The sequence below is a fragment of the Paenibacillus sp. J2L1-98 genome, from assembly GCF_056269405.1.
On the sequence record NZ_JBWDNW010000005.1, the window covers coordinates 1 to 26,124 of the forward strand.

General features: G+C 45.0%; 26 protein-coding genes. 17 read left to right on the plus strand and 9 right to left on the minus strand.

Annotation, left to right across the window (positions count from 1 at the left end):
- Positions 1–226 (plus strand): hypothetical protein (locus AC0YNZ_RS11860; RefSeq protein ID WP_475826803.1); only part of this gene is annotated, 226 nt, incomplete at its 5' end.
- A 189-nt stretch (positions 227–415) separates the two neighbouring features.
- Here the strand turns inward: AC0YNZ_RS11860 and AC0YNZ_RS11865 are convergent.
- The gene (locus tag AC0YNZ_RS11865; RefSeq protein WP_475826804.1) at positions 416–1,489 is read right to left on the minus strand and encodes an HD-GYP domain-containing protein; all 1,074 of its coding nucleotides are present in this window, start codon (positions 1,487–1,489) and stop codon (positions 416–418) included.
- 105 nt (positions 1,490–1,594) lie between these two features.
- On the minus strand, positions 1,595–4,078 hold the full coding sequence (gene gyrA / locus AC0YNZ_RS11870) for a DNA gyrase subunit A (RefSeq protein WP_475826805.1): 2,484 nt from the start codon (positions 4,076–4,078) through the stop codon (positions 1,595–1,597).
- Between the two features lie 267 nt (positions 4,079–4,345).
- On the opposite strand from gyrA, the gene AC0YNZ_RS11875 reads away from it, so the two are divergent.
- Positions 4,346–5,137, plus strand: coding sequence for a YheC/YheD family protein (locus tag AC0YNZ_RS11875; protein ID WP_475826806.1), 792 nt, complete (start codon positions 4,346–4,348; stop codon positions 5,135–5,137).
- 31 nt (positions 5,138–5,168) lie between these two features.
- Here the strand turns inward: AC0YNZ_RS11875 and gyrB are convergent, their stop codons facing one another.
- The 6 genes from gyrB to dnaA form a co-directional block, all read right to left on the minus strand.
- The gene (gene gyrB, locus AC0YNZ_RS11880; RefSeq protein ID WP_475826807.1) at positions 5,169–7,079 is read right to left on the minus strand and encodes a DNA topoisomerase (ATP-hydrolyzing) subunit B; all 1,911 of its coding nucleotides are present in this window, start codon (positions 7,077–7,079) and stop codon (positions 5,169–5,171) included.
- Between the two features lie 46 nt (positions 7,080–7,125).
- Positions 7,126–7,377: an extracellular matrix regulator RemB gene (gene remB, locus AC0YNZ_RS11885; protein WP_012772007.1), complete on the minus strand. Its 252-nt coding sequence runs from the start codon at positions 7,375–7,377 to the stop codon at positions 7,126–7,128.
- Between the two features lie 30 nt (positions 7,378–7,407).
- Positions 7,408–8,517, minus strand: coding sequence for a DNA replication/repair protein RecF (gene recF, locus AC0YNZ_RS11890; protein ID WP_475826808.1), 1,110 nt, complete (start codon positions 8,515–8,517; stop codon positions 7,408–7,410).
- Positions 8,518–8,544: 27 nt separating this feature from the next.
- The gene (gene yaaA, locus AC0YNZ_RS11895; RefSeq protein ID WP_056637852.1) at positions 8,545–8,760 is read right to left on the minus strand and encodes a S4 domain-containing protein YaaA; all 216 of its coding nucleotides are present in this window, start codon (positions 8,758–8,760) and stop codon (positions 8,545–8,547) included.
- Between the two features lie 37 nt (positions 8,761–8,797).
- Positions 8,798–9,940 carry a DNA polymerase III subunit beta gene (gene dnaN, locus AC0YNZ_RS11900; RefSeq protein WP_475826809.1) on the minus strand — a complete coding sequence of 381 codons (1,143 nt, stop codon included), beginning with the start codon at positions 9,938–9,940 and terminating at the stop codon, positions 8,798–8,800.
- A gap of 229 nt (positions 9,941–10,169) precedes the next feature.
- On the minus strand, positions 10,170–11,525 hold the full coding sequence (gene dnaA / locus AC0YNZ_RS11905) for a chromosomal replication initiator protein DnaA (RefSeq protein ID WP_475826810.1): 1,356 nt from the start codon (positions 11,523–11,525) through the stop codon (positions 10,170–10,172).
- Positions 11,526–12,127: 602 nt separating this feature from the next.
- Between dnaA and rpmH the strand changes: the two genes are divergently transcribed.
- From rpmH to AC0YNZ_RS11965, 12 genes are all read left to right on the plus strand, one after another.
- Positions 12,128–12,262 carry a 50S ribosomal protein L34 gene (rpmH, locus tag AC0YNZ_RS11910; protein WP_054025773.1) on the plus strand — a complete coding sequence of 45 codons (135 nt, stop codon included), beginning with the start codon at positions 12,128–12,130 and terminating at the stop codon, positions 12,260–12,262.
- 130 nt (positions 12,263–12,392) lie between these two features.
- Positions 12,393–12,764 carry a ribonuclease P protein component gene (rnpA, locus tag AC0YNZ_RS11915; RefSeq protein WP_475826811.1) on the plus strand — a complete coding sequence of 124 codons (372 nt, stop codon included), beginning with the start codon at positions 12,393–12,395 and terminating at the stop codon, positions 12,762–12,764.
- Between the two features lie 340 nt (positions 12,765–13,104).
- Positions 13,105–13,902, plus strand: a complete 798-nt coding sequence (locus tag AC0YNZ_RS11920) for a YidC/Oxa1 family membrane protein insertase (RefSeq protein ID WP_475826812.1) — start codon at positions 13,105–13,107, stop codon at positions 13,900–13,902.
- Entirely contained in the window at positions 13,899–14,522 is a 624-nt protein-coding gene (gene jag / locus AC0YNZ_RS11925) for an RNA-binding cell elongation regulator Jag/EloR (RefSeq protein WP_475826813.1), read from the plus strand. Before AC0YNZ_RS11920 ends, jag begins: the two co-directional genes overlap by 4 nt.
- Positions 14,523–14,618: 96 nt before the next feature.
- Positions 14,619–15,998 carry a tRNA uridine-5-carboxymethylaminomethyl(34) synthesis GTPase MnmE gene (mnmE, locus tag AC0YNZ_RS11930; protein WP_475826814.1) on the plus strand — a complete coding sequence of 460 codons (1,380 nt, stop codon included), beginning with the start codon at positions 14,619–14,621 and terminating at the stop codon, positions 15,996–15,998.
- A 310-nt stretch (positions 15,999–16,308) separates the two neighbouring features.
- Entirely contained in the window at positions 16,309–18,198 is a 1,890-nt protein-coding gene (mnmG, locus tag AC0YNZ_RS11935) for a tRNA uridine-5-carboxymethylaminomethyl(34) synthesis enzyme MnmG (protein ID WP_475826815.1), read from the plus strand.
- A 1-nt stretch (position 18,199) separates the two neighbouring features.
- Positions 18,200–18,922: a 16S rRNA (guanine(527)-N(7))-methyltransferase RsmG gene (gene rsmG / locus AC0YNZ_RS11940; protein ID WP_475826816.1), complete on the plus strand. Its 723-nt coding sequence runs from the start codon at positions 18,200–18,202 to the stop codon at positions 18,920–18,922.
- A 589-nt stretch (positions 18,923–19,511) separates the two neighbouring features.
- Positions 19,512–20,330, plus strand: coding sequence for a nucleoid occlusion protein (gene noc / locus AC0YNZ_RS11945; RefSeq protein ID WP_475826817.1), 819 nt, complete (start codon positions 19,512–19,514; stop codon positions 20,328–20,330).
- Positions 20,331–20,577: 247 nt separating this feature from the next.
- The gene (locus tag AC0YNZ_RS11950; RefSeq protein ID WP_475826818.1) at positions 20,578–21,351 is read left to right on the plus strand and encodes a ParA family protein; all 774 of its coding nucleotides are present in this window, start codon (positions 20,578–20,580) and stop codon (positions 21,349–21,351) included.
- Entirely contained in the window at positions 21,332–22,183 is an 852-nt protein-coding gene (locus tag AC0YNZ_RS11955; protein ID WP_475826819.1) for a ParB/RepB/Spo0J family partition protein, read from the plus strand. The genes AC0YNZ_RS11950 and AC0YNZ_RS11955 overlap by 20 nt, the downstream gene beginning before the upstream one ends.
- 94 nt (positions 22,184–22,277) lie before the next feature.
- Complete coding sequence (locus AC0YNZ_RS11960; protein WP_475826820.1) at positions 22,278–23,459, plus strand: aminotransferase class V-fold PLP-dependent enzyme; 1,182 nt, start codon at positions 22,278–22,280, stop codon at positions 23,457–23,459.
- A gap of 27 nt (positions 23,460–23,486) precedes the next feature.
- Positions 23,487–23,969: a DUF4446 family protein gene (locus AC0YNZ_RS11965; protein WP_475826821.1), complete on the plus strand. Its 483-nt coding sequence runs from the start codon at positions 23,487–23,489 to the stop codon at positions 23,967–23,969.
- 18 nt (positions 23,970–23,987) lie between these two features.
- Here the strand turns inward: AC0YNZ_RS11965 and yyaC are convergent, their stop codons facing one another.
- A complete protein-coding gene (yyaC, locus tag AC0YNZ_RS11970) occupies positions 23,988–24,596 on the minus strand; it encodes a spore protease YyaC (RefSeq protein WP_110769971.1) in 609 nt (202 codons plus the stop codon).
- Between the two features lie 79 nt (positions 24,597–24,675).
- Here yyaC and AC0YNZ_RS11975 point away from each other — a divergent pair, with 79 nt between their 5' ends.
- Genes AC0YNZ_RS11975 through AC0YNZ_RS11985 form a run of 3 tightly spaced genes read left to right on the plus strand, consistent with a single transcriptional unit; the run spans position 24,676 to position 26,086 of the window.
- A complete protein-coding gene (locus tag AC0YNZ_RS11975) occupies positions 24,676–24,969 on the plus strand; it encodes a putative Se/S carrier protein (RefSeq protein WP_475826822.1) in 294 nt (97 codons plus the stop codon).
- A 32-nt stretch (positions 24,970–25,001) separates the two neighbouring features.
- Positions 25,002–25,868, plus strand: coding sequence for a mechanosensitive ion channel family protein (locus AC0YNZ_RS11980; protein WP_475826823.1), 867 nt, complete (start codon positions 25,002–25,004; stop codon positions 25,866–25,868).
- Entirely contained in the window at positions 25,868–26,086 is a 219-nt protein-coding gene (locus tag AC0YNZ_RS11985; protein WP_110769973.1) for a DUF951 domain-containing protein, read from the plus strand. Before AC0YNZ_RS11980 ends, AC0YNZ_RS11985 begins: the two co-directional genes overlap by 1 nt.
- The last annotated feature ends 38 nt before the right edge of the window (positions 26,087–26,124 follow it).

Below are 26,124 nucleotides of genomic sequence, written 5' to 3' on the forward strand. Positions count from 1 at the left end.
CGCCGCCAGCGTTCGTCCTGAGCCAGGATCAAACTCTCCAAATTGGTGTTTGACTTGCTCATTACTTGTTATCGCTTTTTCGCTTATCCCGAAGGATTTGCGAGGCAGTTATTACTCGTTGTTCAGTTTTCAAAGAACAATCTTTTCTTTCGTGTCAGCCGTGTATCTCGTTGGCGACTTAGATAATATATCACAGACGCCCAAGTTAATGCAAGTGTTTTTTTAAAACTTTTTAAAATAAGTTTTTAGCATTTAATCCCGTTATCTTTGTTATCGTTTCTCACAATATTCCGTTCCTCTAAAGTTATTCTAATCCTACAATAAAAAACAGCAAGTACGATGATTCGCCAAGAAAGCTTAAACCAGCTTTACCGCGATACACACATACTTACTGTTTATTTTTGAAGAAGCTCCCTTATCTGAGCACTTCTTTTATATAAAGATTTCGATCAACGATTAGGTTTACGATTGTTCCTTCAATTGATACCCACGGTCTAGTCGGATAATTCCGATCCGAGAATACAATTTCCCCCATACGTTCATCACTAAGCTTTACGATAGTTCCATTATGGAACTGGGTAGCCTTCTCAATAAATGTACGAACATAAGCCGGATCCAGCTTGCCAAAAGCATCACTTTGAATTTGTTCCAGGACAAGATAAGGAGAAGCAGCCTTCCTATACGCCTTGTTCAAAGTCATTGCATGAAAAATATCAGCAATAGCTACGATTTTGGCATAAGGATGGATCTTCGTCGCATCTATACCGAGCGGATATCCCGTTCCGTCAACCTTCTCATGATGCTGCAGCGCAGCCATCTTCACGCCTTCATTTAGTGCGGGTACATTTTTGAGCAGTTGATAACCGAGAACCGTGTGGCGCATCATTTCTTCTTTCTCTTCTACCGATAACGTATTGGGCTTCGTCAAAATGGCTTTGTCGATTCGTACGTTGCCGATATCATGCAATAAGCCAGCAAATGCGATTTGCATCCAATCCTTTTGAGGAAAGCCGGTCCATTGCGCAATTTGGTAGGAAGTTAACGCGGATGTGATGCTGTTATGGAGCAGATAATCCTTCTCCATAAATTGACGCGGTATAAAGGTCAACAAGTTGTAGCTCTTAATATGCTCCAGCATCTTCTCAAGCTGCTTTCGAATATCCATAACCGGCATAGCTTGACCAGCTACAAAAGAGTTAAATACTTTGCGTAACACATTAACCATTTTGTCATACTCTTCATGAAGGGGAGACGCGGCTATTACTGGGTTCGCTTCCTGTCCCGTATCATCATCTGCATCCTCGCGTGTTTTGCTTGATGCTTGGTTTGATTCGACTTCAACATTCGTGATAAGGAATGCTTGTAATATTTCTATTTCTTTAGTTGTAATGACCCTTCCCTTTTGAAAAAGAATACTGCCAAGCGGGGTGAGGACATCTTCACTGATTTTTTCGCCTAGCTTAAGCTGTGATAACGTTACCGCTGCCACGAGACTCCGCTCCCCTTGTGCCTGATTAGTATATCTGGCATACATATATCTCTGCGATACACAAGCTGAGCCGCCGTATGACGGCATCAGCCGTGTCCGCTATCTTTATTCTATTGGTGTTTCGCCGTTGTCTTGTTCTTCATTCTCATCCAACACTTCATTATCTTCGTTACGGGCAACGCGGGTAACAGTCGCTACCGTATCATCCTCACGCGTGTTAATGAGTCTTACACCTTGCGTATTCCGGCCCATCGTAGATATGCCTTCCATACTTGTGCGGATCATCGTTCCGGACGCAGTCATTATCATAAGGTCCTCATCGTTCTCAACGACTTTGAGCGATACGATCGGCCCGTTCTTATCGGTTACGTTAAGCGTCTTAATCCCTTTACCGCCACGGTTTTGAATACGGTAATCGGCGACTGGAGTCCGTTTGCCGTAGCCTTTCGAGGTAACGATAAGAATATCTTTATCAGGTACGATTACGTCCATATCAATAACCGTATCATCATCATCGAGTTGGATACCTTTCACGCCGGTAGCCGAACGTCCCATCGAGCGAACATCCTGCTCTGAGTAACGAATAGACATCCCTTGCGCTGTCCCCATGATGATTTCCTGATTGCCGTCGGTCAGCTTCACGCCAATTAAATCATCGTCCTCACGGAGCGAGATCGCGATTAATCCGACTTTCCGGATGTTGACATAGTCATCAAGTGGAGTCTTCTTCACAACCCCTTGTCTTGTAGCAAAGAACAAGAAGTGCTCCGAATCGAATTCTTGCACCGGTATAACCGCGTTAATCGTCTCACCTTGTTCGATTTGAATCAGGTTAATGATCGGCGTTCCGCGAGCGGTACGGTTGAGATCGGGAATTTCATAGGCTTTGAGCTTGTATACCTTACCTTTGTTCGTAAAGAACAGCAGATAGTGATGCGTATTGGATACAAACAAATGCTCGACAAAGTCATCATCCTTAGTTCCCATGCCGACTACGCCTTTACCGCCGCGCTTCTGGCTGCGATACGTACCAACCGGCAAACGCTTGATATAGCCAGAGTGAGTAATCGAGATAATAACATCCTCACGAGGAATAAGATCCTCGTCCAGAATCTCTTCATCGCTCGCCATCAGCTCTGTCCGGCGCTCATCACCGAAACGGTCTTTCAATTCAGCAAGCTCCGTGCTAATGATATCAAGCACAAGCTGCTCATCGGCTAAAATCGCCTTATATTCAGCAATTTTACGCATAAGCTCTGCGTATTCTGCTTCAATTTTGTCTCTTTCCAAACCAGTCAGACGTTGCAAGCGCATATCCAAAATCGCCTGCGCCTGCTCATGGCTGAGCGAGAATCTTGTAATCAAGCCTTCGCGGGCTTGATCGGCTGTCTGGGAACCGCGAATTAATGCGATTACCTCGTCCAAATGGTCAAGCGCAATTCGCAAACCTTCCAGAATGTGCGCCCTAGCCTCTGCTTTCTTCAAATCGAATTCGGTACGACGACGAATAACCTCGATTTGATGCTGCAAGTAATGATAAAGCATATCGCGTATGTTAAGCGTCTTAGGCTCGCCATTTACGAGTGCGAGCATGTTAATGCCAAAGTTAGATTGCAGCTGTGTATGCTTGTACAAATTGTTCAGCACTATGCTTGGATTAACGTCTCGGCGAAGCTCTATAACAACACGCATACCGTTACGGTCGGATTCATCACGTAAATCGGTAATGCCTTCGATCTTCTTCTCACGAACGAGCTCGGCAATTTTCTCAACTAAACGCGCCTTAATAACTTGATAAGGCAACTCATGCACAATGATACGTGCTTTTCCGTTATTCTCCTCGATAGTCGCCCGTGCCCGCATCGTTACCGAACCGCGGCCTGTCAAATAAGCTTGCCTGATGCCTTGACGGCCCATTACAAAACCGGCTGTCGGGAAATCGGGACCTTTTATATATTCCATTAACTCAACTGGCGTTATATCCGGGTTAACAATTAGAGCCTGAACCCCATCAATAACCTCGTTCAAGTTATGAGGAGGAATATTCGTAGCCATACCGACGGCAATCCCTGTAACCCCGTTTACGAGCAGGTTAGGATAACGCGCTGGCAATACAACCGGCTCCGATTCTTCACCGTCGTAGTTGGGCGCAAAATCAATCGTTTCCTTGTTGATATCGCGTAACAATTCCATTGCTATCTTCGAAAGACGCGCTTCCGTATAACGCATTGCAGCTGCAAAGTCACCATCGATCGAACCAAAGTTCCCATGTCCATCAACGAGCATATAACGCATGGAGAAATCCTGCGCCATCCGTACCATCGACTCATATACAGCTGAATCACCATGCGGATGGTACTTACCGATTACTTCCCCTACTATTCTCGCCGACTTCTTATGGGGCTTGTCAGGTGACATGCCCAGCTCAGACATCGCATACAAAATGCGTCGATGTACCGGCTTAAGACCATCCCTTACATCGGGAAGAGCACGGCTTACAATGATACTCATAGCGTAATCCATAAAGGAATCCCGCATCTCCGTACCAATATCCCGATCTCTTATAGATATACGTTGTTCTTCCGCCATGATTTACCTCCCTAACGCCATCTATAGCTTCTTGAATCATCATAACTCTTATATTACTTTCTCAAAAAGCGAGCATATAAACCTTTTTCGCTCATGCTTTTGGAATTCCCGTGAATATGACATAATTCGTCATAAAAAATAGGTGAATTACCGCTCTCCATATACGTAAAACTGCCATAAAATAAACAAACCCAACTTTCATTATACCACTCAATTCTAAGTCTGTCTCCTGCATCGTTTGAAATCGTTTATACGCAAAGAGGCTTTGTGAGAGGAGAAAAATCGTTGAGCATTCAACGCGTTCAGAGTAAATGGGCTAAAACTAACATCATGCTTAAATCTGATTATTTACGACAGTATATGCCTCTAACAAAGCTATTTAGCCGCAGCAGCCTTCAATCAATGCTAAGTGATTATGGCATGGTTTATGTTAAGCCGATAAACGGTTCGTTTGGAAATGGCGTCATTCGTGTAGAAAGAACGACTGTTCCGGCTCTCGGCTACCGATTCCAGCTGGATACAAAGGCCACATTCTGCCCCACATTCGATCAGCTCTTTATGAAGCTCGTTAAGCAAAAGAGGAAGCGCAGCTACATTGTACAAAGAGGAATCCACTTGCTTCGCCATCAGAAGCGCCGCTTCGATATACGAGTCATGGTTCAAAAAAACTTGCGCAATGAATGGGAAGTGACCGGCATTATCGGACGGCTTGCCCATCCGGCAAAAATCGTCACAAACTACCATAGCGGAGGTACGCCTATGGCCATCGAGCGGCTTATGAGCGATCATGCTAACTCCTCCGAGCTCGCTGCATTTCAAAACCGGCTAAGAAGGCTGTGCATTTCCATTGCGAACGTGCTGCAAGCAGAGTATCCGAATCTCAAAGAACTAGGCGTCGATATTGCGATCGATGCAAATCTGCATCCTTGGATTCTGGAAGTGAATACATCTCCCGATCCTTTTATTTTCCGGAAGCTGCCCGATAAAAGTGTCTTTCAAAAAGTATACCGTTATGCTAAAGCATACGGACGTTTCAAAAAAAGAAGAAGCCGCCCGTGATGGTCGGCTTCTTCTTTGCAGATCTTTATGATTAAAAATCGAGATTCGTTACATATCTCGCATATTTTTGAATAAAATCACGGCGTGGTTCGACATTATCACCCATGAGTGTATCGAACACGACATCGGCTTCAATGGCATCCTCAATCGTTACCTGCAGCATCGTACGGCTTTCCGGATCCATCGTAGTCTCCCATAGCTGAGTAGCATTCATCTCGCCAAGTCCTTTATAGCGCTGAACGTTTACTTTGACGCCTTCACCGAATTCAGCAATGATTCTATCGCGTTCCTTTTCGGTTTGCGCGTAGCGAATAACCTTATTGCGTTCAATTTTGAATAGCGGAGGCTGCGCGATATAAATATAGCCCGCCTCTAAAATTTGACGCATGTAGCGATAGAAGAATGTCAGCATGAGCGTGCGAATATGAGCACCATCGACGTCAGCATCGGTCATAATAATGATTTTGTGATAACGCGCCTTAGACAGATCAAATTCATCGCTAATGCCGGTACCGAGCGCCGTAATGATCGCCCGAATTTCCGCATTGCCAAGAATTCGATCTAGGCGTGCCTTCTCCACATTCAAAATCTTACCGCGCAGCGGCAAAATCGCTTGGAAATGGCGATCGCGACCTTGCTTCGCTGATCCGCCTGCAGAGTCACCTTCTACGATATACAGCTCACTGATCGATGCGTCCTTAGAGGAGCAATCCGCAAGCTTACCAGGCAGAGAGCCCACTTCAAGCGCGCTTTTGCGACGAGTCAGCTCACGCGCTTTGCGCGCTGCTTCCCGTGCACGAGCGGCCTGCAAGCCCTTCTCTACGATTTTACGAGATACCGACGGGTTTTCCTCAAGAAATTCCTGCAGCTTCTCGGCAAAGAAAGATTCTACGATTCCGCGCACTTCACTGTTGCCCAGCTTCGTCTTTGTTTGCCCCTCGAATTGCGGCTCTGGAATTTTGACGGAGATAATCGCGGTCAATCCTTCCCGCACATCGTCGCCGGAGAAGTTCGAATCATTGTCCTTGATTAAATTCGTTTTACGGGCATAGTCGTTAATAATTCGCGTCAGGGCGCTCTTAAAGCCGGATTCATGCGTACCGCCCTCATGCGTATTGATATTGTTCGCAAACGAATAAATGTTTTCAGTGTAGCTGTCGTTATATTGCAAAGCGACCTCTACATGGATATGATCCTTCGCCCCTTCAACATAGATCGGCTGTTCATGAAGGGCCTCGCGATTACGGTTCAAGTATTTGACAAACTCGATAATACCGCCCTCGTACTTAAACGAATTCGATACACCCGTACGCTCATCGGAAAGAACAATCTCAATTCCTTTATTCAAAAACGCGAGCTCGCGAATACGCGACTGCAGCGTCTCATAGTCATATACAGTTGTTTCAGTGAAAATTTCGCTATCCGGCGTAAACGTAACCTGAGTGCCCGTCTCCGTCGTATCGCCAATTATTTTGATATCATACTGCGGAGCGCCCTTGCGGTACTCTTGCTGATAAATATGGCCTTCGCGTTTTACTTGAACAATGACGAGTTCGGACAGCGCGTTTACGACTGATACGCCGACCCCGTGCAAGCCGCCGGATACTTTATAGCCCTCTCCGCCAAACTTACCACCCGCATGCAAGACAGTCATAACGACTTCTAGCGTCGATTTTTTCAGTTTCGCATTCTCGCCTACGGGAATACCGCGTCCATTATCGATAACGGTTATGCTGTTATTCTCATGCACAATAACTTGAATTCTCGTGCAATAACCGGCCAAAGCCTCGTCAATACTGTTATCGACAACCTCCCATACGAGATGGTGGAGACCTTTGCCACTAGTGGAGCCAATATACATCCCCGGACGTTTGCGTACCGCTTCTAATCCTTCCAGGACCTGTATCTGACTCTCGTCATACGTATGCTGTTCCAAAGACATGCAACTTCACTGCTCCTCTCAACTGCTCTTCCTGTTCGCCTTAGCTCTAGCCGTTTGCTGCAAAATGATGGGCCCGTTTTTTCAACGTAGAGGATGAAATAGGCGAATAATATATTTTCTGCTTCGTAACAACGATCGATTTCGGCTCTTCCTCGCCTATCGTTTCAACGTCTTTACGCTTCCGTGCTCCCGCAACGAATTGTTTGGATAGTTTAGAGGATTGCTCGATCGAAATATCAAAAATGGCTACCAGCTCCGCAGCCCGGATTATTTTCTCGCCGCCCAAATGGATGTACATATCCTCTTCATCACCTCTCCTATCCGCAGCTTAACGTGTCACTCGGCCGTCGTGTACATGGTAGATGCCGGCATCCTGAAGCCTGCTCACATTCACGCTCTCAAGGCCGGTCGTTGTAATAAAGGTTTGTACTTTACTCTGAAATGTCTCAATAAGCTGCGTCTGACGATTCTGATCGAGCTCCGACAGCACATCATCAAGCAGCAAAAGCGGATATTCTCCGATTTCCTCGTTAATGAGCTCAATTTCTGCCAATTTCAAAGATAGGGCCGTCGTTCGCTGCTGCCCTTGGGAGCCGAATATTTGCGCCTCTTTGCCGTTAATAAAAAACGCCAGATCATCGCGATGTGGCCCGACGAGCGTAACGCCTCTGCGAATCTCCTGATCTTTCACCTGTGTTAACTTTATCATAAATTGATCAAATAAAACAGTTTCATCTTGCAGGGCATCCGTGTCAAAAGATGGACGGTACTGGATGGTGAGCTGCTCGGTGCCGTTCGTAATGCCCGCATGAATTTGTTCAGCAAACGTTTGTAATTTATGTATAAAGTGTTTCCTTTTTTTCATGATTTTAACACCATGCTCTGCCAGCTGCATATTCCACACGTCCAGCATAGTCTGATTAGCTCCTCCAGGGTAAGAAGCCTTCAAAAAGTTATTCCGCTGCTGAAGCACTTTCCCATACTGCTGCAGCGTATACAAATAGCCGGGCTGCACTTGTCCGATTTCCATATCGAGAAACCGTCTTCGTACACCCGGCGTTCCTTTCACGATTTCAAGATCCTCCGGCGCAAACATCACGACATTGAGAGAACCGATAAAATCACTCAGCTTACGCTGCTCGAGCCCGTTAATTTTCGCTTTCTTGCCTTGCGCGGAAAATAGGAGATCCAGCTTGATCGACCCGTATTTCTTGTCGACTTCTCCCGCAATACGGGCAGAATCGGCCTGCCAGCCAATAAGCTCCTTATCCTTCGATGTGCGATGCGACTTGGTTAGAGCAAGTACGAATATCGCTTCGAGCAAGTTGGTTTTGCCCTGTGCATTCGGCCCAAGAAATACGTTGACCTTATTAGGAGTCTGTAGGTCGAGTTCACTATAGTTCCGGTAATTTTGCAGCTGTATGCTCGTTAAAAACACGTTTCGACCTCCCGGTCCGTTGGTGCGTTACGCTTTACCTACCGTAAAGACGCCGCAGCCTTCAACCTCTACTTTATCTCCAGCATACAATTTTCTTCCTCTGCGGTTATCCGCTTCCCCGTTAATGATCACGGTGTTCTCTTGAAGAAAGAACTTAGCATGCCCGCCGGTTGAAATGCAATCGGATAGCTTTAAAAATTGGCCAAGCGTTATATATTCCGTTTTGATGCCGATTTCCTTCATCGAAATAAGTCATTCCTTTCTTCGCTTAAGTTCTCTGTTAGCCCGTTGTTCTATAAGGCAAGATGACGTACATGCTGTACGCATGATCCATTGGACGAATAATAATCGGGCTCATTGCGCCTGTAAAGCCGATAAACAATTGCTCACTGTCGATTACTTTAAGCACATCAAGCATATATTTCGAGTTAAATGCGATGCGAAGCGGTTCGCCGTTAAATTCCGTCGGTTCGAGCTGCTCCGTTACGCGGCCAAGCTCAGTCGAGCTGGACGATATTTCGATAGTTCCGTCTTCAAGCGTCATGAGGCGAACGATATTCGTTTTTTCCTCGCGAGACATGAGGTAAGCACGGTCTATGGCGTCCATTACTTTTTTTGTATCGAGAACGAGTTCTGTTTTAAAGGTTTGCGGAATAATCTTAGAAGTATCGGGATAAGTTCCATCGAGAATACGCGTATAGAACAATACGTTTCCAAGCTTAAATAGAACTTGATTGTCTGCTACCACGATATCTATGAGCGCGTTTTGCTCCGGAACGAGCTTCGACAGCTCAATTAGCGTTTTGGCTGAAATAACAACGTTACTGAACTTGAACTGTGAGTCGGTATCTACCTGAGCGCTGCGGCTGGCTAGACGATGGCGGTCGGTTGCTACAAATTTCAGCTCGCCTTCAAGCAAGTTCCATAGTACACCTGTCAAAATTGGCGTTTGTTCGCTTGCCGAAGCTGCTAGTACGGTCTGACGAATCATCGCTCTTAATAAATCGCCTGGCATTTGCAGCAATTCGTTCTGTTCGATGGAAGGGAGAACCGGAAATTCTTCAGGATCGAGTCCTACCATTTGGATTTCCGTTGATCCGGAACGAATGATTGTCTGGTAAGTATTGCTCACTTCGATAACGACTTGCTCGGATGGAAGCTTCTTTACGATTTCGACAAAAAATTTGGCAGGTAAAACGACGCTTCCGGGTTTATCCACATGTGCAATAACGAATTGATCTCTTTCCACAGGGATAAAGCTTTGAATGGATATATCGGTATCGCTGGCGGTAAGCGTTACGCCCAAGTGGGTAACCTCGATTTTAATACCGCCGAGTATTGGTATGGCAGGCCTTGATGATGCTGCTTTCGCTACTTGTTGTATCGCATCGTTTAATTCATTTTTTGAGATTGATAATTTCATGTTTTCACTCCTAGCGTTCTTATAGATTCATCCGAGTATGGGTTCGCACAAAACGAGCTTTTGCCGCCAAAGGAAGGCAATCGCCGTTTAGCGTTTTTGATGATGTTTTTTTAAAGATTTTTAGTAGTCGTAGTAGTAGGGGCACTGAATATGTGGATAACCCCGTGGAAGACCGATAAAGCAAGCCTATCCACATGTGCATAGCGTGTGTATAGGCTTGCTTAGTTGTTCACATATGATTTTTGATCTTTTCTGTCAGGTTTTGAATGATTTTGTACAGGTCCTGATCTATTTTAAGCTGCTGCGAAATTTTTTCGTGAGCATGGATGACTGTCGTGTGATCACGGCCTCCAAATGCTTCGCCGATCTTAGGAAGCGAGAAGTCGGTCAGCTCCCGCGATAAATACATGGCGATTTGCCTTGGATAGGCGACAGCCTTCGTTCTTTTCCGCGCTTTGAATTCCTCCAGACGCAGTCCGTAGAACTCCCCGACTTTTGTCTGAATATCATGCATTGTGATCATTCTTGGCCGACTGGAAGGAATGATGTCCTTTAGCGCTTCGGCTGCCAAATGCGATGAAATATCAGCGTTTATTAAGGATGAATAGGCGACTACCCTAATAAGGGCGCCCTCCAATTCACGAATGTTCGTATCGATCTGGTTAGCGATATAGATCATCGCTTCGTTAGGAATATCTAAATTTTCGGCCCGGGCCTTTTTGCGCAAAATGGCGATACGTGTCTCCAGGTCCGGCGGCTGAATGTCGGTAATGAGCCCCCACTCAAACCGGGAACGCAGCCGTTCTTCCAGCGTTGGAATTTCTTTTGGCGGCCGGTCACTTGAGATGACGATTTGCTTACGTTCCTCGTGCAGCGCGTTAAAGGTATGGAAAAACTCCTCCTGCGTCTGCTCTTTACCCGCTAGAAATTGAATATCGTCAATAAGAAGGACGTCGATATTTCGATATTTCGTGCGGAAGCTCTCGCCACGGTTATCACGAATGGCGTTAATGAATTCATTCGTAAATTTCTCGGACGAAATATAGAGCACTTTCGTATTCGGGTTGTGATCCATGATGTAATGGCCGATCGCGTGCATTAAATGGGTTTTGCCAAGCCCGACGCCACCGTACAAAAACAAAGGATTATAGGCTTTGGCCGGCGCTTCCGCGACTGCAAGCGAAGCAGCATGCGCAAAACGGTTGTTAGCCCCTATTACGAATGTATCAAACGTATATTTCGGGTTAAGCAAATGAGTAGGCGCTGCTTCTTCATTTAAGACTGGGGAATTCACTGTTTTCGGCGGAATCATATAAGCCGGTTCTGCGCTCTTCGGTTCTTCAATGGAGAAGCGAACATCGACCTGCCTGCCCAAAAACTCGAATAGCGTCGTTCTTATTAGTTTTGTATAACGGCCCTCCAGCCATTCGGCCGCAAATGTTGTCGGCGCTGTTACTTCAAGCATGGAATCATCGACAAAAGAAGCCTTCGTTGCTTTGAACCAGGTGTCAAAGCTAGGCTTGCTTAGTTTAGTCTGGATGATCGACAACACTTGCTGCCATAAATCATAGGTATGGCTGTCCACAGACTGTCACTCCTTATCCAAATCGCCTTGGTTGGCGCAGTTACAAGAAAAATTGTCGAAAATCAGGGTATTATAACGAATGCATCCACATTATAAAGAAGAATAAGTGAATGAGTTATAAATAGGGGATGAGTTTGTTCACAATGTTATCCACAGGCTGTTGATAAAACTGAGGCAATAACGATCTAATCCACAATGAAAACATATTTATCATAGCAAAAGATGCCTTATATTTCAACGGATTCGCATATTTTATCCACATTCTCAACTGCTTGTGCATAAAAGTTATCTACACCACTACATATTGTTTATATCTTGTTAAGATTTCGACAAAGTTCGTTCGGCGCTCCTGTGGATTGTGCACATGTTATTAGTTTTTGATAAACGGAGCCGTTTCATGCGTTTATCCACAGCCGTATATCAAAAACTTTTATCAACAAGATGAAGTATGAACAGGACATTGACTTTTGGCGGCCAACGTGGTTTAATAAAAAAAGCGTTTTTTTAAATATAAGGCTGCGAAACGATGCTGCTCCGTCAAATAAGGCGGCGAGAGCCGTTTACGCTTGATTGGAAACACGCAGTATAGGAGGTGCAGAACGATGAGACCTACATTTAGACCTAATGTAAGCAAACGCGCGAAAGTGCATGGATTCCGCAAACGGATGAGCACGAAGAACGGACGTAAAGTTTTGGCAGCGCGTCGTCAAAGAGGAAGAAAAGTACTGAGCGCATAAGCAGAAGACCACGTCCGGTGGTCTTTTTTTTTTGCTTATGAGGGTGAGGAGCAGGGAGCAGGCTGCTTAAGCTGCTCCATTGCTGGCGATACTTAGTAGAAGATCTACGAAAGAACGGTGGCCATCAGTCGTGCATAGAAAATTGCGTCTTCGCAACCGTGAAGACTTTAGCCGAATTTATCGAGGCGGTAAATCGTTTGCGAATGGACAGTTTGTCGTCTATTGGTCTAAGCAGCCATCGGCGGAGCCGTTTCGCCTCGGTGTGTCCGCGAGTAAGAAAATAGGAAATGCGGTTATACGCAACCGCATGCGCCGAATGATTAAGGAAATCGTTCGTCATCAAGCAGATCGGATCGTTCCAAAAACCGACTTCATACTAATAGTAAGAAAACCGGCTACGATGATGAAGATGAAGGAAATGGAGAAGAGCGTTCTTCATGTATTGAAGAAGGCCGGCTTGCTGAAGAGCTCGGGCCAAGTGAAGGAGAAGCAGGCAGATTAACGTTATTCTGCAGGCTTTCTTTGCGTACCTGAAAATCGATATGCATCAAGAGTGAAGAAAGCGGATGCAGGTACAGTCTCGTTGTTTCTTTGTCCCATAAAATATGGTATAGTCTAGAATGGAAATATAATAATGTATAAGATATACAAAACCTATATTTCAAGCCCGAAACATATGCTGCGCCGCAAGTGTATGGCCATAGCCGTTTACGTTTGGAATATAAGCAGGTATAAGCTTAACTTCTATACATAACTTATATTTCATCGCGGGACAAGCTTTCGCCGCAAGGACGGCACCGGCCGTTTACGCTTGATGTAATGGCTCTCAGAGAGGAGTTTTAATGTTGTTGTTCTGGACTAAAAACAAGAAATGGATTTTAGTGCTTGGTCTTGTTCTGTTGATGGGTGTGCTTGCAGGCTGTGGCGCTCCAACAACCAAGACGACGGAGACTGCTGATTTATTGCACGGAAACTTCTGGGAGAAAAACGTCGTCTATTATTTTGCAATTACGCTTGATACGTTCGCAGGCTGGTTTGGCGATTCCTACGGACTTGCTATATTGCTTCTGACGATCATTGTAAGAACCTTGATTTTACCGTTAACGCTTAAGCAATACCGCAGTTCTAAGGCCATGCAGGCTTTGCAGCCGCAAATGGCTGAGATCAAGAAGAAATACAAGGATAACCCGCAGAAGCAGCAAGAGGAAACGATGAAGCTGTTCCAGACGAATAAAGTAAATCCGATGGCGGGCTGCTTGCCGCTTGTTGTTCAAATGCCGGTATTTATCGCGCTTTACAACTCGATTTACATGAACCCGGATATTCGTGAGCATACGTTCCTTTGGTTTGAACTTGGTAAAAGTGCTAACGATGGGGGCTGGACCTATTATTTCCTCCCGCTCCTGGCTGCCGCAACGACTTTCATACAGTCTAAGATGATGCAGAAGCAGCAAACGCAAACAATGCCGGGCATGGGTATGATGTTGGCGATTTTCCCAGTGCTTATTTTTGTTATGGCGATCTCGTTCCCAGCAGCGCTTCCGCTTTACTGGGTTTACAGCAACATTTACACAATTGTCCAAAACTACTTCCTGTACGTTCGTTCATCTGACAAGGGTAAGGAGGCCCCTGCGAAATGAAGAAAATCGTTGCATCGGGGAAGACGGTAGAAGATGCTGTACGTAACGGACTAACACAATTGCAAGTAACTGAAGACCGCGTTAAACAAATTGTGCTGGAGCAGCCCACTAAAGGTTTTTTTGGACTGTTTGGCGCAAAGGAAGCGAAAGTCGAGCTTGAGCTTATTCCCGATCCTATGCTGGAAGCGGAGAAATTTCTCCGTGAAGTAGCTGGTACGATGGGCCTGCAAGTGAATATCGATCGAAAGCAAACAAGAGAAGGAACTCACCTGGCCGTTTCTGGCAGCGGGGACCTTGGTATGCTGATTGGACGTCGCGGACAAACGTTGGATGCATTGCAGTACTTGGTTAATATTGTGGCTAATCGTTACTCAGACAGTCATTTGCGTATCGTACTTGATGCAGAGGATTTTCGGGAGCGCCGCCGCAAGACGTTAGCGGATTTATCCGATCGTTTGGCGGGACGTGTCATTCGCACGAGGAAAGAAGTTGTACTCGAGCCAATGTCACCGCATGAGCGCAAAGTGATTCATTCGCAGCTGCAGAACCATCCTAAGGTGAAGACGTTCAGTAAGGGCGACGAGCCGAACCGGCGAGTTGTCATTGCGCTGAGACAATAAGGTGTGCCACATAAAAGTATACGAATCTATACGCTATCCACAGCAATGGCTCATAATGGTCATTGCTGTTTTTCCATTTGAGAGGTGCTGACAGCAATGGTACATGATACGATAGCAGCCATTTCGACAGCGGTCGGAGAAGGCGGCATCGCCATTATTAGAGTAAGCGGACCGGAGGCTATTTCCGGAATCGCAACGATTTTTCGTTCGAAAATAAATCTGAAGGATGCAGAAACACATACGCTGCATTATGGACATATCGTTGACCCTTCGTCAGGCGAAGAGGTAGAGGAAGTGCTGGTAACGCTAATGCGCGGGCCTCGCTCCTTTACAGCAGAGGATGTCGTTGAGATCAATGCGCATGGCGGCGTCATCGCCGTCAAGAAGGTGCTTGATGTCGTCTTGCAGTTGAATGGCTACCGTACGGCGGAGCCTGGAGAGTTCACGAAGCGGGCTTTCCTGAACGGCCGGATAGACCTGATGCAGGCGGAGGCCGTCATCGATTTGATCCGGTCCAAATCGGATCGTGCTTTTTCCGTAGCACGAAAGCAAGCGGAGGGTGTTCTGTCGAAAAGAATTAAGGCGTTAAGGCAGACAGTTATTGAGCTGCTTGCACATATTGAAGTAAATATCGATTATCCGGAGCATGACGTTGAGGAAATGACGAGTTCGTTCATTCGTGACCAATGCGATTCTGCTATTGATGAAATAGATCGTCTGCTAAAAACGGCGAATGAAGGCAAAATATTACGAGAAGGCATCGTGACGGCAATTGTCGGACGCCCCAATGTCGGCAAATCATCTCTTATGAATGTGCTGACACAGGAGAATAAAGCGATCGTCACGGATATCCCGGGAACGACCAGGGATGTCATTGAGCAGTTTGTTGCATTGAACGGAATTCCGCTTCGGCTGCTCGATACTGCCGGCATTCGCGAAACATCGGATGTGGTTGAGCGAATTGGCGTCGAACGTTCGCGAAATGCGCTGGAAGAAGCGGATCTGATTTTGTTCGTGCTTAACAATAATGAGCCATTGCAAGCAGAGGATCGTGAGCTGCTGCAGCAATTGAAGGATCGACCCGTGATTGCGATCGTAAATAAGACTGACTTGCCGCGTCAATTAGAAATTGAGGTGGTGGAGGAGTCGATTTCTGCTGATTCGATCGTTAGAATGTCGGTTCTTGAGGAAAATGGCCTCGATCGATTAGAGAAGACAATAAGTGAGATGTTTTTTGAGGGTCAGCTCGAATCAGGCGATTTGACTTATGTCAGCAACGTTCGACATATTGCATTGTTGAAACGTGCGCGGCAATCGCTGGTTGATGCAATAGAGGCGTCGGATGCGGGTATTCCGATTGATCTTATTCAAATCGATGCGCGTTCGGCATGGGAGTCGCTTGGTGAAATTCTCGGTGATGAAGCCGGCGATTCATTGATCGACCAAATTTTCTCGCAGTTTTGCTTAGGGAAATAGATGGAAGTAGGCTTTCTGGCCAAACTTGGATTATGCTTATAAGAGTATGTTGTATGAGATAGGCCATGTTGAATGATTGAATATCGGTTTGCAATGAAGCCAAGCTAAGTTTTTATTACTTTGACGGTTTTCTATGAAAACCTTAGATAATGGTTACGAAGTAAATTTTCTGCAAAAACCGAGCAATTGCTCAACTTGCAGCATTTCTACAAAATTCGAGCATTTGCTCAAGATGCCGGATTTCTACAAAAACCGAGTTTTTGTTAGGTTGTAGGTTTTCTGAGAAAACCTTTAAGGAGGGTATAGAACAATGGGATATGTAGCTGGAGAATATGACGTTATCGTCATTGGAGCGGGACATGCGGGCTGTGAGGCTGCACTTGCTGCCGCGCGTATGGGCTGTGAGACGCTGCTGCTTACGATAAACTTAGACATGGTTGCTTTTATGCCATGTAATCCATCGATCGGAGGTCCGGCCAAAGGTCATGTCGTGCGTGAGATTGATGCACTGGGCGGCGAGATGGGACATAATATCGATAAAACGTTTATTCAAATGAGGATGCTCAATACGGGTAAAGGGCCAGCAGTGCATGCGCTGCGCGCACAGGCCGACAAATTTGATTATCAGCATCTAATGAAGAAGACGATTGAGGAAACCCCTCATTTGACGCTGCGCCAAGGTATGGCGGAGGAGCTCATCGTTGAGGATGGCAAATGCTTAGGAATTGTAACAAAAACAGGTGCAGAATATCGTGCACGCACGACCGTTGTTACGACAGGCACCTATTTGCGCGGCAAAATCATTATGGGCGAGCTGATGTACGAGAGCGGTCCGAACAACCAACAGCCTTCAGTCAGACTATCCGCAAGCTTGAAGGAAAATGGTTTGGAGCTTGTACGTTTCAAGACAGGTACGCCGCCGCGCGTGCACAAGGATACGATTGACTTCTCCAAAACAGAAATTCAACCTGGAGACGACATACCTAAATTTTTCTCGCATGAAACGGAGTCGTCCTCCAATGAGCAGCTTCCTTGCTGGTTAACGTATACGTCAGAAGCGACGCATAAGATTATCAATGATAACCTGCATCGCGCTCCGATGTTCTCGGGTGCCATTGAGGGAACGGGACCGCGTTATTGCCCATCCATTGAAGATAAAATTGTTCGTTTCGCAGATAAGCCAAAGCACCAAATCTTTTTAGAGCCTGAAGGTAAAAATACATCCGAATACTACGTGCAAGGACTCTCGACAAGCATGCCTGAGGATGTACAGCTAGGCATTTTACGTTCCATCCCAGGTTTGGAAAAAGTTGAGATGATGCGCAACGGTTATGCCATTGAGTATGACGCTGTAGTGCCAACACAGCTGTGGCCATCCTTGGAGACAAAGGTGATCGATAGTTTGTTCACTGCTGGACAAATTAATGGAACATCCGGCTATGAAGAAGCTGCAGGGCAAGGCGTAATGGCTGGCATTAACGCTGCACGCAAGGTACAAGGAAAAGAACCGATTATTATTGGACGCTCAGAAGGCTATATCGGGGTCATGATCGATGATCTCGTTACAAAAGGCACAAACGATCCTTACCGCTTACTCACTTCAAGAGCGGAATATCGGTTGCTTCTCCGTCACGACAACGCGGATTTGCGTTTAACGCCAACCGGCTATGAGATTGGTCTTATTTCGGAAGAACGTTACAATAAATTTTTGCGTAAAAAAGAGCTTGTTGAAATTGACATCGAGCGTTTGCGCGCAACAAAAGTAAAGCCGGATCAAGTTAATGAAATGCTGACTGCTGCCGGTACGGCCGCTATGGAGCATGGAACAGATGCCTTATCCTTGCTTCGCCGTCCTGAAGTGACTTATGCAATGCTCGAAACCGTCGTTCCTTCCGTTCCGGAAATGACTGAAGAGATGAAGGAACAGGTTGAAATTCAAATCAAGTATGCGGGTTACATTGAGAAGCAGCTGGTTCAGGTTGAGCGGTTGAAAAAAATGGAGAAAAAGCGGATTCCGGATGACATCGATTATAACGATGTACGCAGTCTAGCTTCAGAAGCGAAGCAAAAGCTTTCTCTTATCCGTCCGCTTTCTATCGGTCAGGCATCCCGTATTGCCGGAGTAACGCCTGCCGACATTTCAATTCTTCTTGTTTACCTTGAGCACTATAACCGTGTCACGGCAGCGAGGGGTTCGTAATATGGACGATACATTGCAATGGTTTACGAAACGAATGGAGGAGAGCGGAATTCCGCTCTCAACCGTTCAGCTTGATCAGTTCGAACTCTATTACCGGTTGCTTGTCGAGTGGAATGAAAAAATGAATTTAACCGGCATTACGGAAAGAGATGCCGTGTATGAAAAGCATTTTTATGATTCTGTATCTCTTTCCTTCTACGCTAATATGAGCAGTGTGCGAAAACTTGCTGACATTGGATCGGGAGCAGGGTTCCCCAGCATTCCATTGAAAATTTGTTTCCCTCACTTGCAGGTGATGATTGTCGATTCTTTAAACAAAAGAATTCAGTTTCTAACGCATTTGAAGGAGCAGCTTGGTTTAGATCAGGTTTTATGTCTTCATGGCCGAGCTGAAGATATTGCGCAAATGCCAGAACACCGCGATAGCTATGATTTAGTAACAGCAAGGGCGGTTGCACGTTTGAATGTGTTGAATGAATTTTGTTTGCCGTTCGTGAGGAAAGGCGGATTGTTTGCCGCGATGAAAGGCTCGCAATCTGATGAAGAAGTGCGGGAAGCATCTTTTAGCCTAAGAGAGCTAAAGGGGAAAATCAAATCGCAGCATCAGTTATCCCTTCCAAACGAGCAATCCGAACGCCATATTATTTTAATAGAGAAGAAAGAAGCTACTCCTCGCAAATACCCTAGAAAAGCAGGAACTCCACTTAAGCAGCCGCTAATCTAGTTGTTAAGGAATGTTCCACGTGAAACATTTAAACGGATATGATTATTACAATCGAATAATCGCCATAATCATAGAACAATTATTCATTATAAAGAAGTGTCAAGCAGGAGAACGTTTAGCCATAGTCGAATTATATAGTTAGATGAAGAGACTGGACGATACCGGTAGGCGAGCGAATACAATTACTGCTGCCATGTGACAGCTGTTAAATTGTAAGGTGCATAATATATGCACTGAATAGTGGTCTTTCACTATACATGGCTATATTTTAGAAGAAGCCTCTCCTATCATTACCGAATCAATTTGGTTATGGATGTTAGCCGTGCAGTTGACGATTATTACCTGAGAGAGGTTCTTGTGACCTAAAATAATCCAATTGGCAATGAACCAACCTTACTGCTGAAGCGTATTTATTGCAAAAACCTTGTAATTGCTTTTTAATAGAATGATTGCATGTTAGGTATTGATCTATTAAGCATGCTAGCATTTTATATGAAACGCATGGTTTCTGTTGTGAGATGGAAATAATGGTTTCATTTGAAGCGGTTAAAAGCAAGGTTTATCTCATGACCGGGTGGTAATTATCGATATGAAAGAACAATTTTCTCGATTGTTCGGCCTGTCCGAGCAGCGCATACCGCAAGATGAAGTTCGGCAAATACCGATTCATGAAATCGATGCGAGCCCTTTTCAGCCGCGCACGATTTTTGATGACGACCGAATTGAAGAGTTATGTCAGACGATCAAAACGCATGGTGTCATTCAGCCTATCGTTGTTCGTATGCGTAACGGAAGATATGAGATTATTGCAGGGGAACGCCGTTGGCGTGCCGTTACTAAACTGGGGTATGATACGATTCCCGGCATTGTTCGTGAGTTTAACGACTCGCAAACGGCATCGATTGCTTTAATCGAAAATCTTCAGAGGGAAAACCTGTCGGCTATTGAAGAAGCGATTGCTTATCAAAAATTGATAGAGCTTCATCAGTTAACACAAGAAAGCTTGGCTCAGCGTCTCGGCAAAAGTCAATCGACTATTGCCAACAAATTACGGTTGTTAATGCTAAATGATACGATTAAAGCGGCTTTGATGGAGCGTAAAATTACGGAGCGGCATGCAAGAGCGCTATTGTCGTTAGATAATGAAGAATTACAGCTTAAAGTTTTAGAAGAAATTATAACTAAAGATTTAAACGTTAAGCAAACAGAAGTTAGAATAGCCTTCTTAAAAGAATCGTCCAAATTGAAAAAGGCAAAGCGCATTTCTTTTACAAAGGACGTACGATTGGCGCTAAACACAATTAGACAATCAATTGAAATGGTATCTGGTTCTGGTTTGCAAATTAAAACGAACGAAAAGGATCATGATGATCATTATGAAATCGTCATTCAGATCCCTAAACGATAGAAGTAGAATAACCAAATTGCAATAATTCCATACTTATTTAGTGCCGTCCTCACTGAGGGCGGCGATGCCATTTGTAGCTTAATTTTTATATTCGTACAAGCATCAAGCGTAAACGCCCAACGCCTTTTTTGGGCTGCAAATCTCGTTTCGCGATGAATTGTAAGCGCCGTATACTGTTCATGTGTATACATGCTTATATTTCAAGAAAATAGCACATAAAAGTTGTACACATAGAGGTGAGCCGGTTTTGTCGAAAATTATTGCAATAGCTAATCAGAAGGGCGGTGTCGGAAAAACGACAACGTCTGTCAATCTAGCAGCCTGCCTAGCATCACTTGGTAAAAAAGTGTTGTTAGTTGATATTGATCCACAAGGGAATACAACCAGCGGACTTGGTATCAACAAGGGTGATGTAACCAATTGTATTTATGATGTTCTTATTAATGATGTCCATCCGAAAGATGCGATGTTTGACACAGGCGTTCAGGGTTTGAAAATCATTCCGGCTACGATTCAACTGGCTGGTGCGGAAATTGAGTTGGTACCTACGATATCACGTGAGCTCCGTTTGAAAAAATCTTTGCAAATGGTTAAGGATGAATTTGATTATGTTCTAATTGATTGCCCTCCTTCGCTCGGTATATTGACTATCAACTCGTTAACCGCAGCTGATTCGGTTCTAATTCCTATACAATGTGAATATTATGCGCTTGAAGGATTGAGTCAACTTTTAAATACGGTTCGACTCGTTCAGAAGCATTTGAATACATCTCTTCAAATCGAAGGCGTTCTTTTGACGATGCTTGATGCAAGAACAAATCTTGGCATTCAAGTTATTGAAGAGGTCAAAAAATATTTTCAACAGAAAGTTTATCAAACCATTATTCCGCGCAATGTTCGTTTGAGTGAGGCGCCGTCACACGGCCAAGCTATTATCACATACGATCCGCGATCTAAAGGTGCGGAAGTTTATCTTGAACTCGCAAAGGAAGTGATTATGTATGAGCAAGCGGCTAGGTAGAGGGCTGGATGCGCTTATCCCATCGCTTTCTGTGAATGATGATGATAAAGTGATTGAAATTTCATTATCTCAATTGAGACCCAATCCGTATCAGCCAAGAAAAACGTTCGACGAGGATTCCATTAAAGAGCTAGCTGAATCCATTAAACAGCATGGCATCATTCAACCGATTATCGTTCGTACAGTTCTGAAAGGTTACGAAATTATTGCGGGTGAAAGACGGTTCCGTGCTTCTCAATTTTGCGGGAATGCTACAATACCTGCAGTAGTAAGATCATTTACTGATCAACAGGTCATGGAAATTGCATTAATTGAAAATCTTCAGCGTGAGGATTTGAATGCTATAGAGGTTGCAGTTGCTTACCAAGCTTTAATCGACAAGTTCAAGCTTACGCAAGAGGAGTTGTCAATGAAGGTTGGCAAGTCTCGCTCGCACATCGCTAACTTTGTTCGTTTGCTTTCACTGCCTGCCGAAATTAAGGATAATGTTTCACGTGGAACAATTTCCATGGGACATGCAAGAGCTTTGGTTGGTATTAAGGATGAAAAGTCTCAGAAGGAATTAGCCGATCTAACCGTTTCCTTGGAGTGGAGTGTGCGTGATCTCGAAGAGGCCATTCAGAAGCTGGATACGAAGCAGTCTGAAGATAAAACAAAGCCGAATCAGAAAAAACGCGATCCATATATTGATCATCTTGAAGAGTCGTTGCGCGAACGGTTTAAGACGACAGTTAAAATTAAACAGCAAAAAGATAAAGGTAAAATTGAGCTTCAATACTACAGCAAACAAGATTTGGAACGATTGCTAGAGTTGCTCCAGTACATGGCGTAAGCTATACCAAACAATGGCATACCTAAGTTGTAATCTTGCTTTTGAAAGATTAAACTAAGGTATGCCATTGTTGTGAATATGGAGTAGGAAAGGTGTGGAATTCGTGATTAATAATGAGCAGTCGGTTATTTATTTGGATCATGCGGCAACCTCTTGGCCTAAGCCGCCGGCAGTAACGGAGGCCGTTGTAAATGCAATGTTAAATGATGCAGCTAATCCGGGAAGAGGCAGCCATGCTATGGCTGTGCGGGCAAGTCGTATAATGTTTGATACGCGTAAGCAGCTGGCCAAGTTGTTTAACATAAAAAATCCAAATGATATTGCATTTACCTCCAATACGACAATGTCACTCAATATGGCAATCAAAGGATGGCTTAAACCGGGAGACCATGTCATTGCGACTTCCGTTGAGCATAATTCGGTAAGACGGCCGCTTTATTTTTTGGAGCAAACAATTGGCATCGAAGTAACCTACGTAGAATCCGATGAACGTGGAAATCTAAATATAGATGACGTTGCTGAAGCGATTCAGCCTAATACAACATTGGTTATTGTCAATCATAGCTCAAACCTATTAGGAACAATTATGCCGGTGGCAGATATTGCGGAGCTCACAAGAAAGCATGGCATTAAGCTTCTTGTTGATGCTGCTCAAAGTGCAGGGATTATTCCTGTAGATGTGAGATCGATGGGGATTCATATGCTCGCTTTCCCTGGACATAAGGGCTTGCTTGGCCCACAGGGGACAGGAGGGCTGTACATCGATCCTGAAATGGATTTGCTGCCATTGTTGCATGGAGGGACTGGGAGTCAATCAGAGGCGCGTGAGCAACCTCTAGTTAGGCCGGATAGATACGAGGCAGGTACGCAAAATACACCTGGCTTGGCAGGCCTTAAAACTGGCGTTCAGCATGTATTGAATGAGACGGTACAGAACATCCATACTAAGGAATGGGCTTTGACGCAAAGGCTTATTGAGGGACTGATGCCTGTGAATGGCGTAAAGCTAATCGGACCGGAACTCGGGGAACAACGAACAGGAATTGTGGCTTTTAATCTTGAAGGTGTTGATCCGTCTGAGCTGTCTTTTATTTTGGACCAGCATTACCGGATCGCCGTGCGAGCAGGCTTTCATTGTACACCGCTCGCACATGCATGCGCAGGAACATCGGCAACAGGAGCTATTCGTGCTAGTGTTGGCATTTATACGACGGATGCGGAAATCGATGCTTTGACGAATGCCATAAAGGAAATAGCACAGCAATATGGGGTTTAGCAATGAACTGGGGGCGGAACAACAACAATGGAAGATTGGACATCAAATCCGATGAATGCTGTTACAGTAGTCTTAGCTTTATTTGTCATCATTTTATTCATTTGGATAGCGATCATTGGCGGGCGGCTGAAAAAGCTGCGAAAGCAATATACAGCGGTCATGGGGAACACAGGTGTGACGAATTTGGAAGACATCATCATTGAATTGAAGGAAGAGCTAGCTGAGCAGCAGCATGCGAATAAACAACTGAAGGCACAGGTGAAAGAGGTTCAAATGTCGTTGCCTCAGCAAAAAGGGAAAATTGGCATCATTCGATATAATGCTTTTGCCGAACATGGCAGCGATCTCAGCTTCTCCATAGCTATTGTAAATGAAGAGAAGGATGGTGCAGTCTTTACTGGTATTCATAACCGGGAAAATACGTACGTGTACGCAAAGCCGCTTGAAAAAGGAGATTCACCGTATCAGTTAACGCCAGAAGAGCGTAAAGCCATTGTAGAAGCCAAATAAGAATGAGTAGCTAGAAGCTTAGTTGTTGTCAGCGGCAGCTGTTTGCTCGCGAACGCTTGAGTTGAGAAGCGCATTGTTCGCTATTGCTGTAAATAAGCTGAGTGAAATAATGTCGGACATTTTCATTACAAGGTGAAGCCGAGTGTTTTGGAGCACAAAATACTCCATAAAGCCGCCGACGTTTACAATTCCGGTAATATGAATGTCGCCAACAGGGGGGAGATCCTTGTTGACGCCGGCGCCAGGACGTACGGGGCCAACTCCAACTTGAATGCTGCCAACGCTGGATACTTGACCTAGGCAAGCATCAATTCCGATAACAAAAGGTTTATGGAACCGGCGGTTGATTTCAATCAGAGTATCATCCAGGTTCATAGCGTGAACGGGGTTCTCTAAAGTACCGAATAAAGAAAAGTGTGAGCTGCGGTACTTGGATAAAGAGGTTCCAATTAGCGGCCCTAATGCATCGCCTGTGGAACGGTCCGTTCCAACACAGACGACTACGATGGGGCGGTTATCGGCCATTTCTTCCAGCATGGCGGTAAGGCGGTTAACCAGCATGCCGATTACGTTAACGGTAGTATAGGGTACCTTCAAAGGCGTCTCTTTAATAAATGGAAGCTTCATAGAATCCCTCCGATAATGCCGATATGTTACTAGTATATGGATGGGACAACCATTTTATACGTCAGATAGTTTGATATTTATGAATAAGCTTACGAAGGCGATTTGTCATACAAACAAGTGGGGGGTCTTGCCCGTGTTAATTGCATTTGATTCAACTCAGCAGGCATTACGCGCCGAGATGCTGCTCGAGTACGCAGAGATTGAAATTGACATCTGTCCCACGCCGAAGGAAATAACAGCCGGCTGCGCGTTGTCGATTCATTTTCCGGAAGACGATTTAAGGGTAGTGAAGGAAGTCATTGAGCAAGAAAACGTGGAAATTAGGGGTATATTTAAAGCGGTGCAGGCTGGCTACGAGCAAATAGAAGTGTAGACAGAAACCAGGATAGTAAGGGAGGAATAGCGGTGTCAATCAATGAACGATATAATAAAGTTATTGAGTGGTTGACAGATAACGAACTATGGCTAGCCTTTGGAAGTTCAGTATTACGCGTAGCTTTATTTTTAATTATTGGTCGTTTAGTCGTATGGATCATACATAAAACCATTGATCGGGTCATCTTAGAGCGCGAGAGCAAACGATTGCCAACTCATACCCGGAGAATGACAACATTAGGGAAGCTGATGAAAAATGTAGCTTCGTATGTTGTTTACTTTATTACGGTGATGCTCATCTTGTCTGAATTCGGCATTAATCTTGGCCCGTTGCTTGCAGGAGCAGGAGTGCTGGGGTTAGCAATCGGATTTGGCGCTCAAAGCTTAGTGAAGGATATTATTACAGGTTTTTTTATTGTGCTGGAGGATCAATTCGCTGTTGGGGATGTCATTCAGACAGGGCAATTTAAAGGGACGGTAGATATGATCGGTCTTCGTACGACTCGCGTACAAAGCTGGACAGGAGAGGTTCATATTATCCCAAATGGGATGATCAACGAGGTCACGAATTTCTCAGTTAATAATACCATAGCCGTAGTGGATATTTCGATTGCGTTTGAGGAAGAAGTCGATCGGGCTCTTGATGTTATCCGCCATACGATGATCACGCTGCGGGATGAGAATTTAATTAATGCGCCGGAGGTGCTTGGCATACAAGCGATTGCACCGACAGGGGTGACTATTCGTGTCATTGCGGAATGTAGGCCGAATACGCATTCGATCGTTTCTCGTACGCTGAATATGGAGATTAAGAAGGCATTAGATGCTAGCGGAATTGAAATTCCATATCCTCGAATGGTAACTTACCATCGCAATGAAAAGGGAGGCGGAATTTGATGGAGCGAAAGCAGTTTGAGCTGGGCGATGTCGTTCAAATGAAAAAACAGCATCCATGCGGTTCTAATGAGATGGAGATCATTCGAATGGGGATGGATATCCGCATCAAGTGTGTCGGTTGCAAGCATAGTGTTCTTATTCCAAGAGCGAAATTTGAAAAAAACATGAAGAAGGTGCTCCGGTCAAAAGCATCTGAAGACGGCATAGCTGAAGCCTAACCGCAGCGTTTGAAAATAATTTCGGACAAGTACTTGCG

Excerpts from the sequence above, each read along its gene's own strand:
- rpmH (WP_054025773.1), top strand. The coding sequence starts at position 12,128 with ATGAGACCTACATTTAGACCTAATGTAAGCAAACGCGCGAAAGTGCAT.
- rsmG (WP_475826816.1), top strand. The coding sequence starts at position 18,200 with ATGGACGATACATTGCAATGGTTTACGAAACGAATGGAGGAGAGCGGA.
- mnmG (WP_475826815.1), top strand. The coding sequence starts at position 16,309 with ATGGGATATGTAGCTGGAGAATATGACGTTATCGTCATTGGAGCGGGA.
- AC0YNZ_RS11955 (WP_475826819.1), top strand. The coding sequence starts at position 21,332 with ATGAGCAAGCGGCTAGGTAGAGGGCTGGATGCGCTTATCCCATCGCTT.
- AC0YNZ_RS11985 (WP_110769973.1), top strand. The coding sequence starts at position 25,868 with ATGGAGCGAAAGCAGTTTGAGCTGGGCGATGTCGTTCAAATGAAAAAA.
- noc (WP_475826817.1), top strand. The coding sequence starts at position 19,512 with ATGAAAGAACAATTTTCTCGATTGTTCGGCCTGTCCGAGCAGCGCATA.
- AC0YNZ_RS11975 (WP_475826822.1), top strand. The coding sequence starts at position 24,676 with ATGAATAAGCTTACGAAGGCGATTTGTCATACAAACAAGTGGGGGGTC.
- AC0YNZ_RS11965 (WP_475826821.1), top strand. The coding sequence starts at position 23,487 with ATGGAAGATTGGACATCAAATCCGATGAATGCTGTTACAGTAGTCTTA.
- jag (WP_475826813.1), top strand. The coding sequence starts at position 13,899 with ATGAAGAAAATCGTTGCATCGGGGAAGACGGTAGAAGATGCTGTACGT.
- yyaC (WP_110769971.1), bottom strand. The coding sequence starts at position 24,596 with ATGAAGCTTCCATTTATTAAAGAGACGCCTTTGAAGGTACCCTATACT.
- mnmE (WP_475826814.1), top strand. The coding sequence starts at position 14,619 with ATGGTACATGATACGATAGCAGCCATTTCGACAGCGGTCGGAGAAGGC.
- AC0YNZ_RS11920 (WP_475826812.1), top strand. The coding sequence starts at position 13,105 with ATGTTGTTGTTCTGGACTAAAAACAAGAAATGGATTTTAGTGCTTGGT.
- dnaN (WP_475826809.1), bottom strand. The coding sequence starts at position 9,940 with ATGAAATTATCAATCTCAAAAAATGAATTAAACGATGCGATACAACAA.
- remB (WP_012772007.1), bottom strand. The coding sequence starts at position 7,377 with ATGTACATCCATTTGGGCGGCGAGAAAATAATCCGGGCTGCGGAGCTG.
- yaaA (WP_056637852.1), bottom strand. The coding sequence starts at position 8,760 with ATGAAGGAAATCGGCATCAAAACGGAATATATAACGCTTGGCCAATTT.
- gyrA (WP_475826805.1), bottom strand. The coding sequence starts at position 4,078 with ATGGCGGAAGAACAACGTATATCTATAAGAGATCGGGATATTGGTACG.
- gyrB (WP_475826807.1), bottom strand. The coding sequence starts at position 7,079 with ATGTCTTTGGAACAGCATACGTATGACGAGAGTCAGATACAGGTCCTG.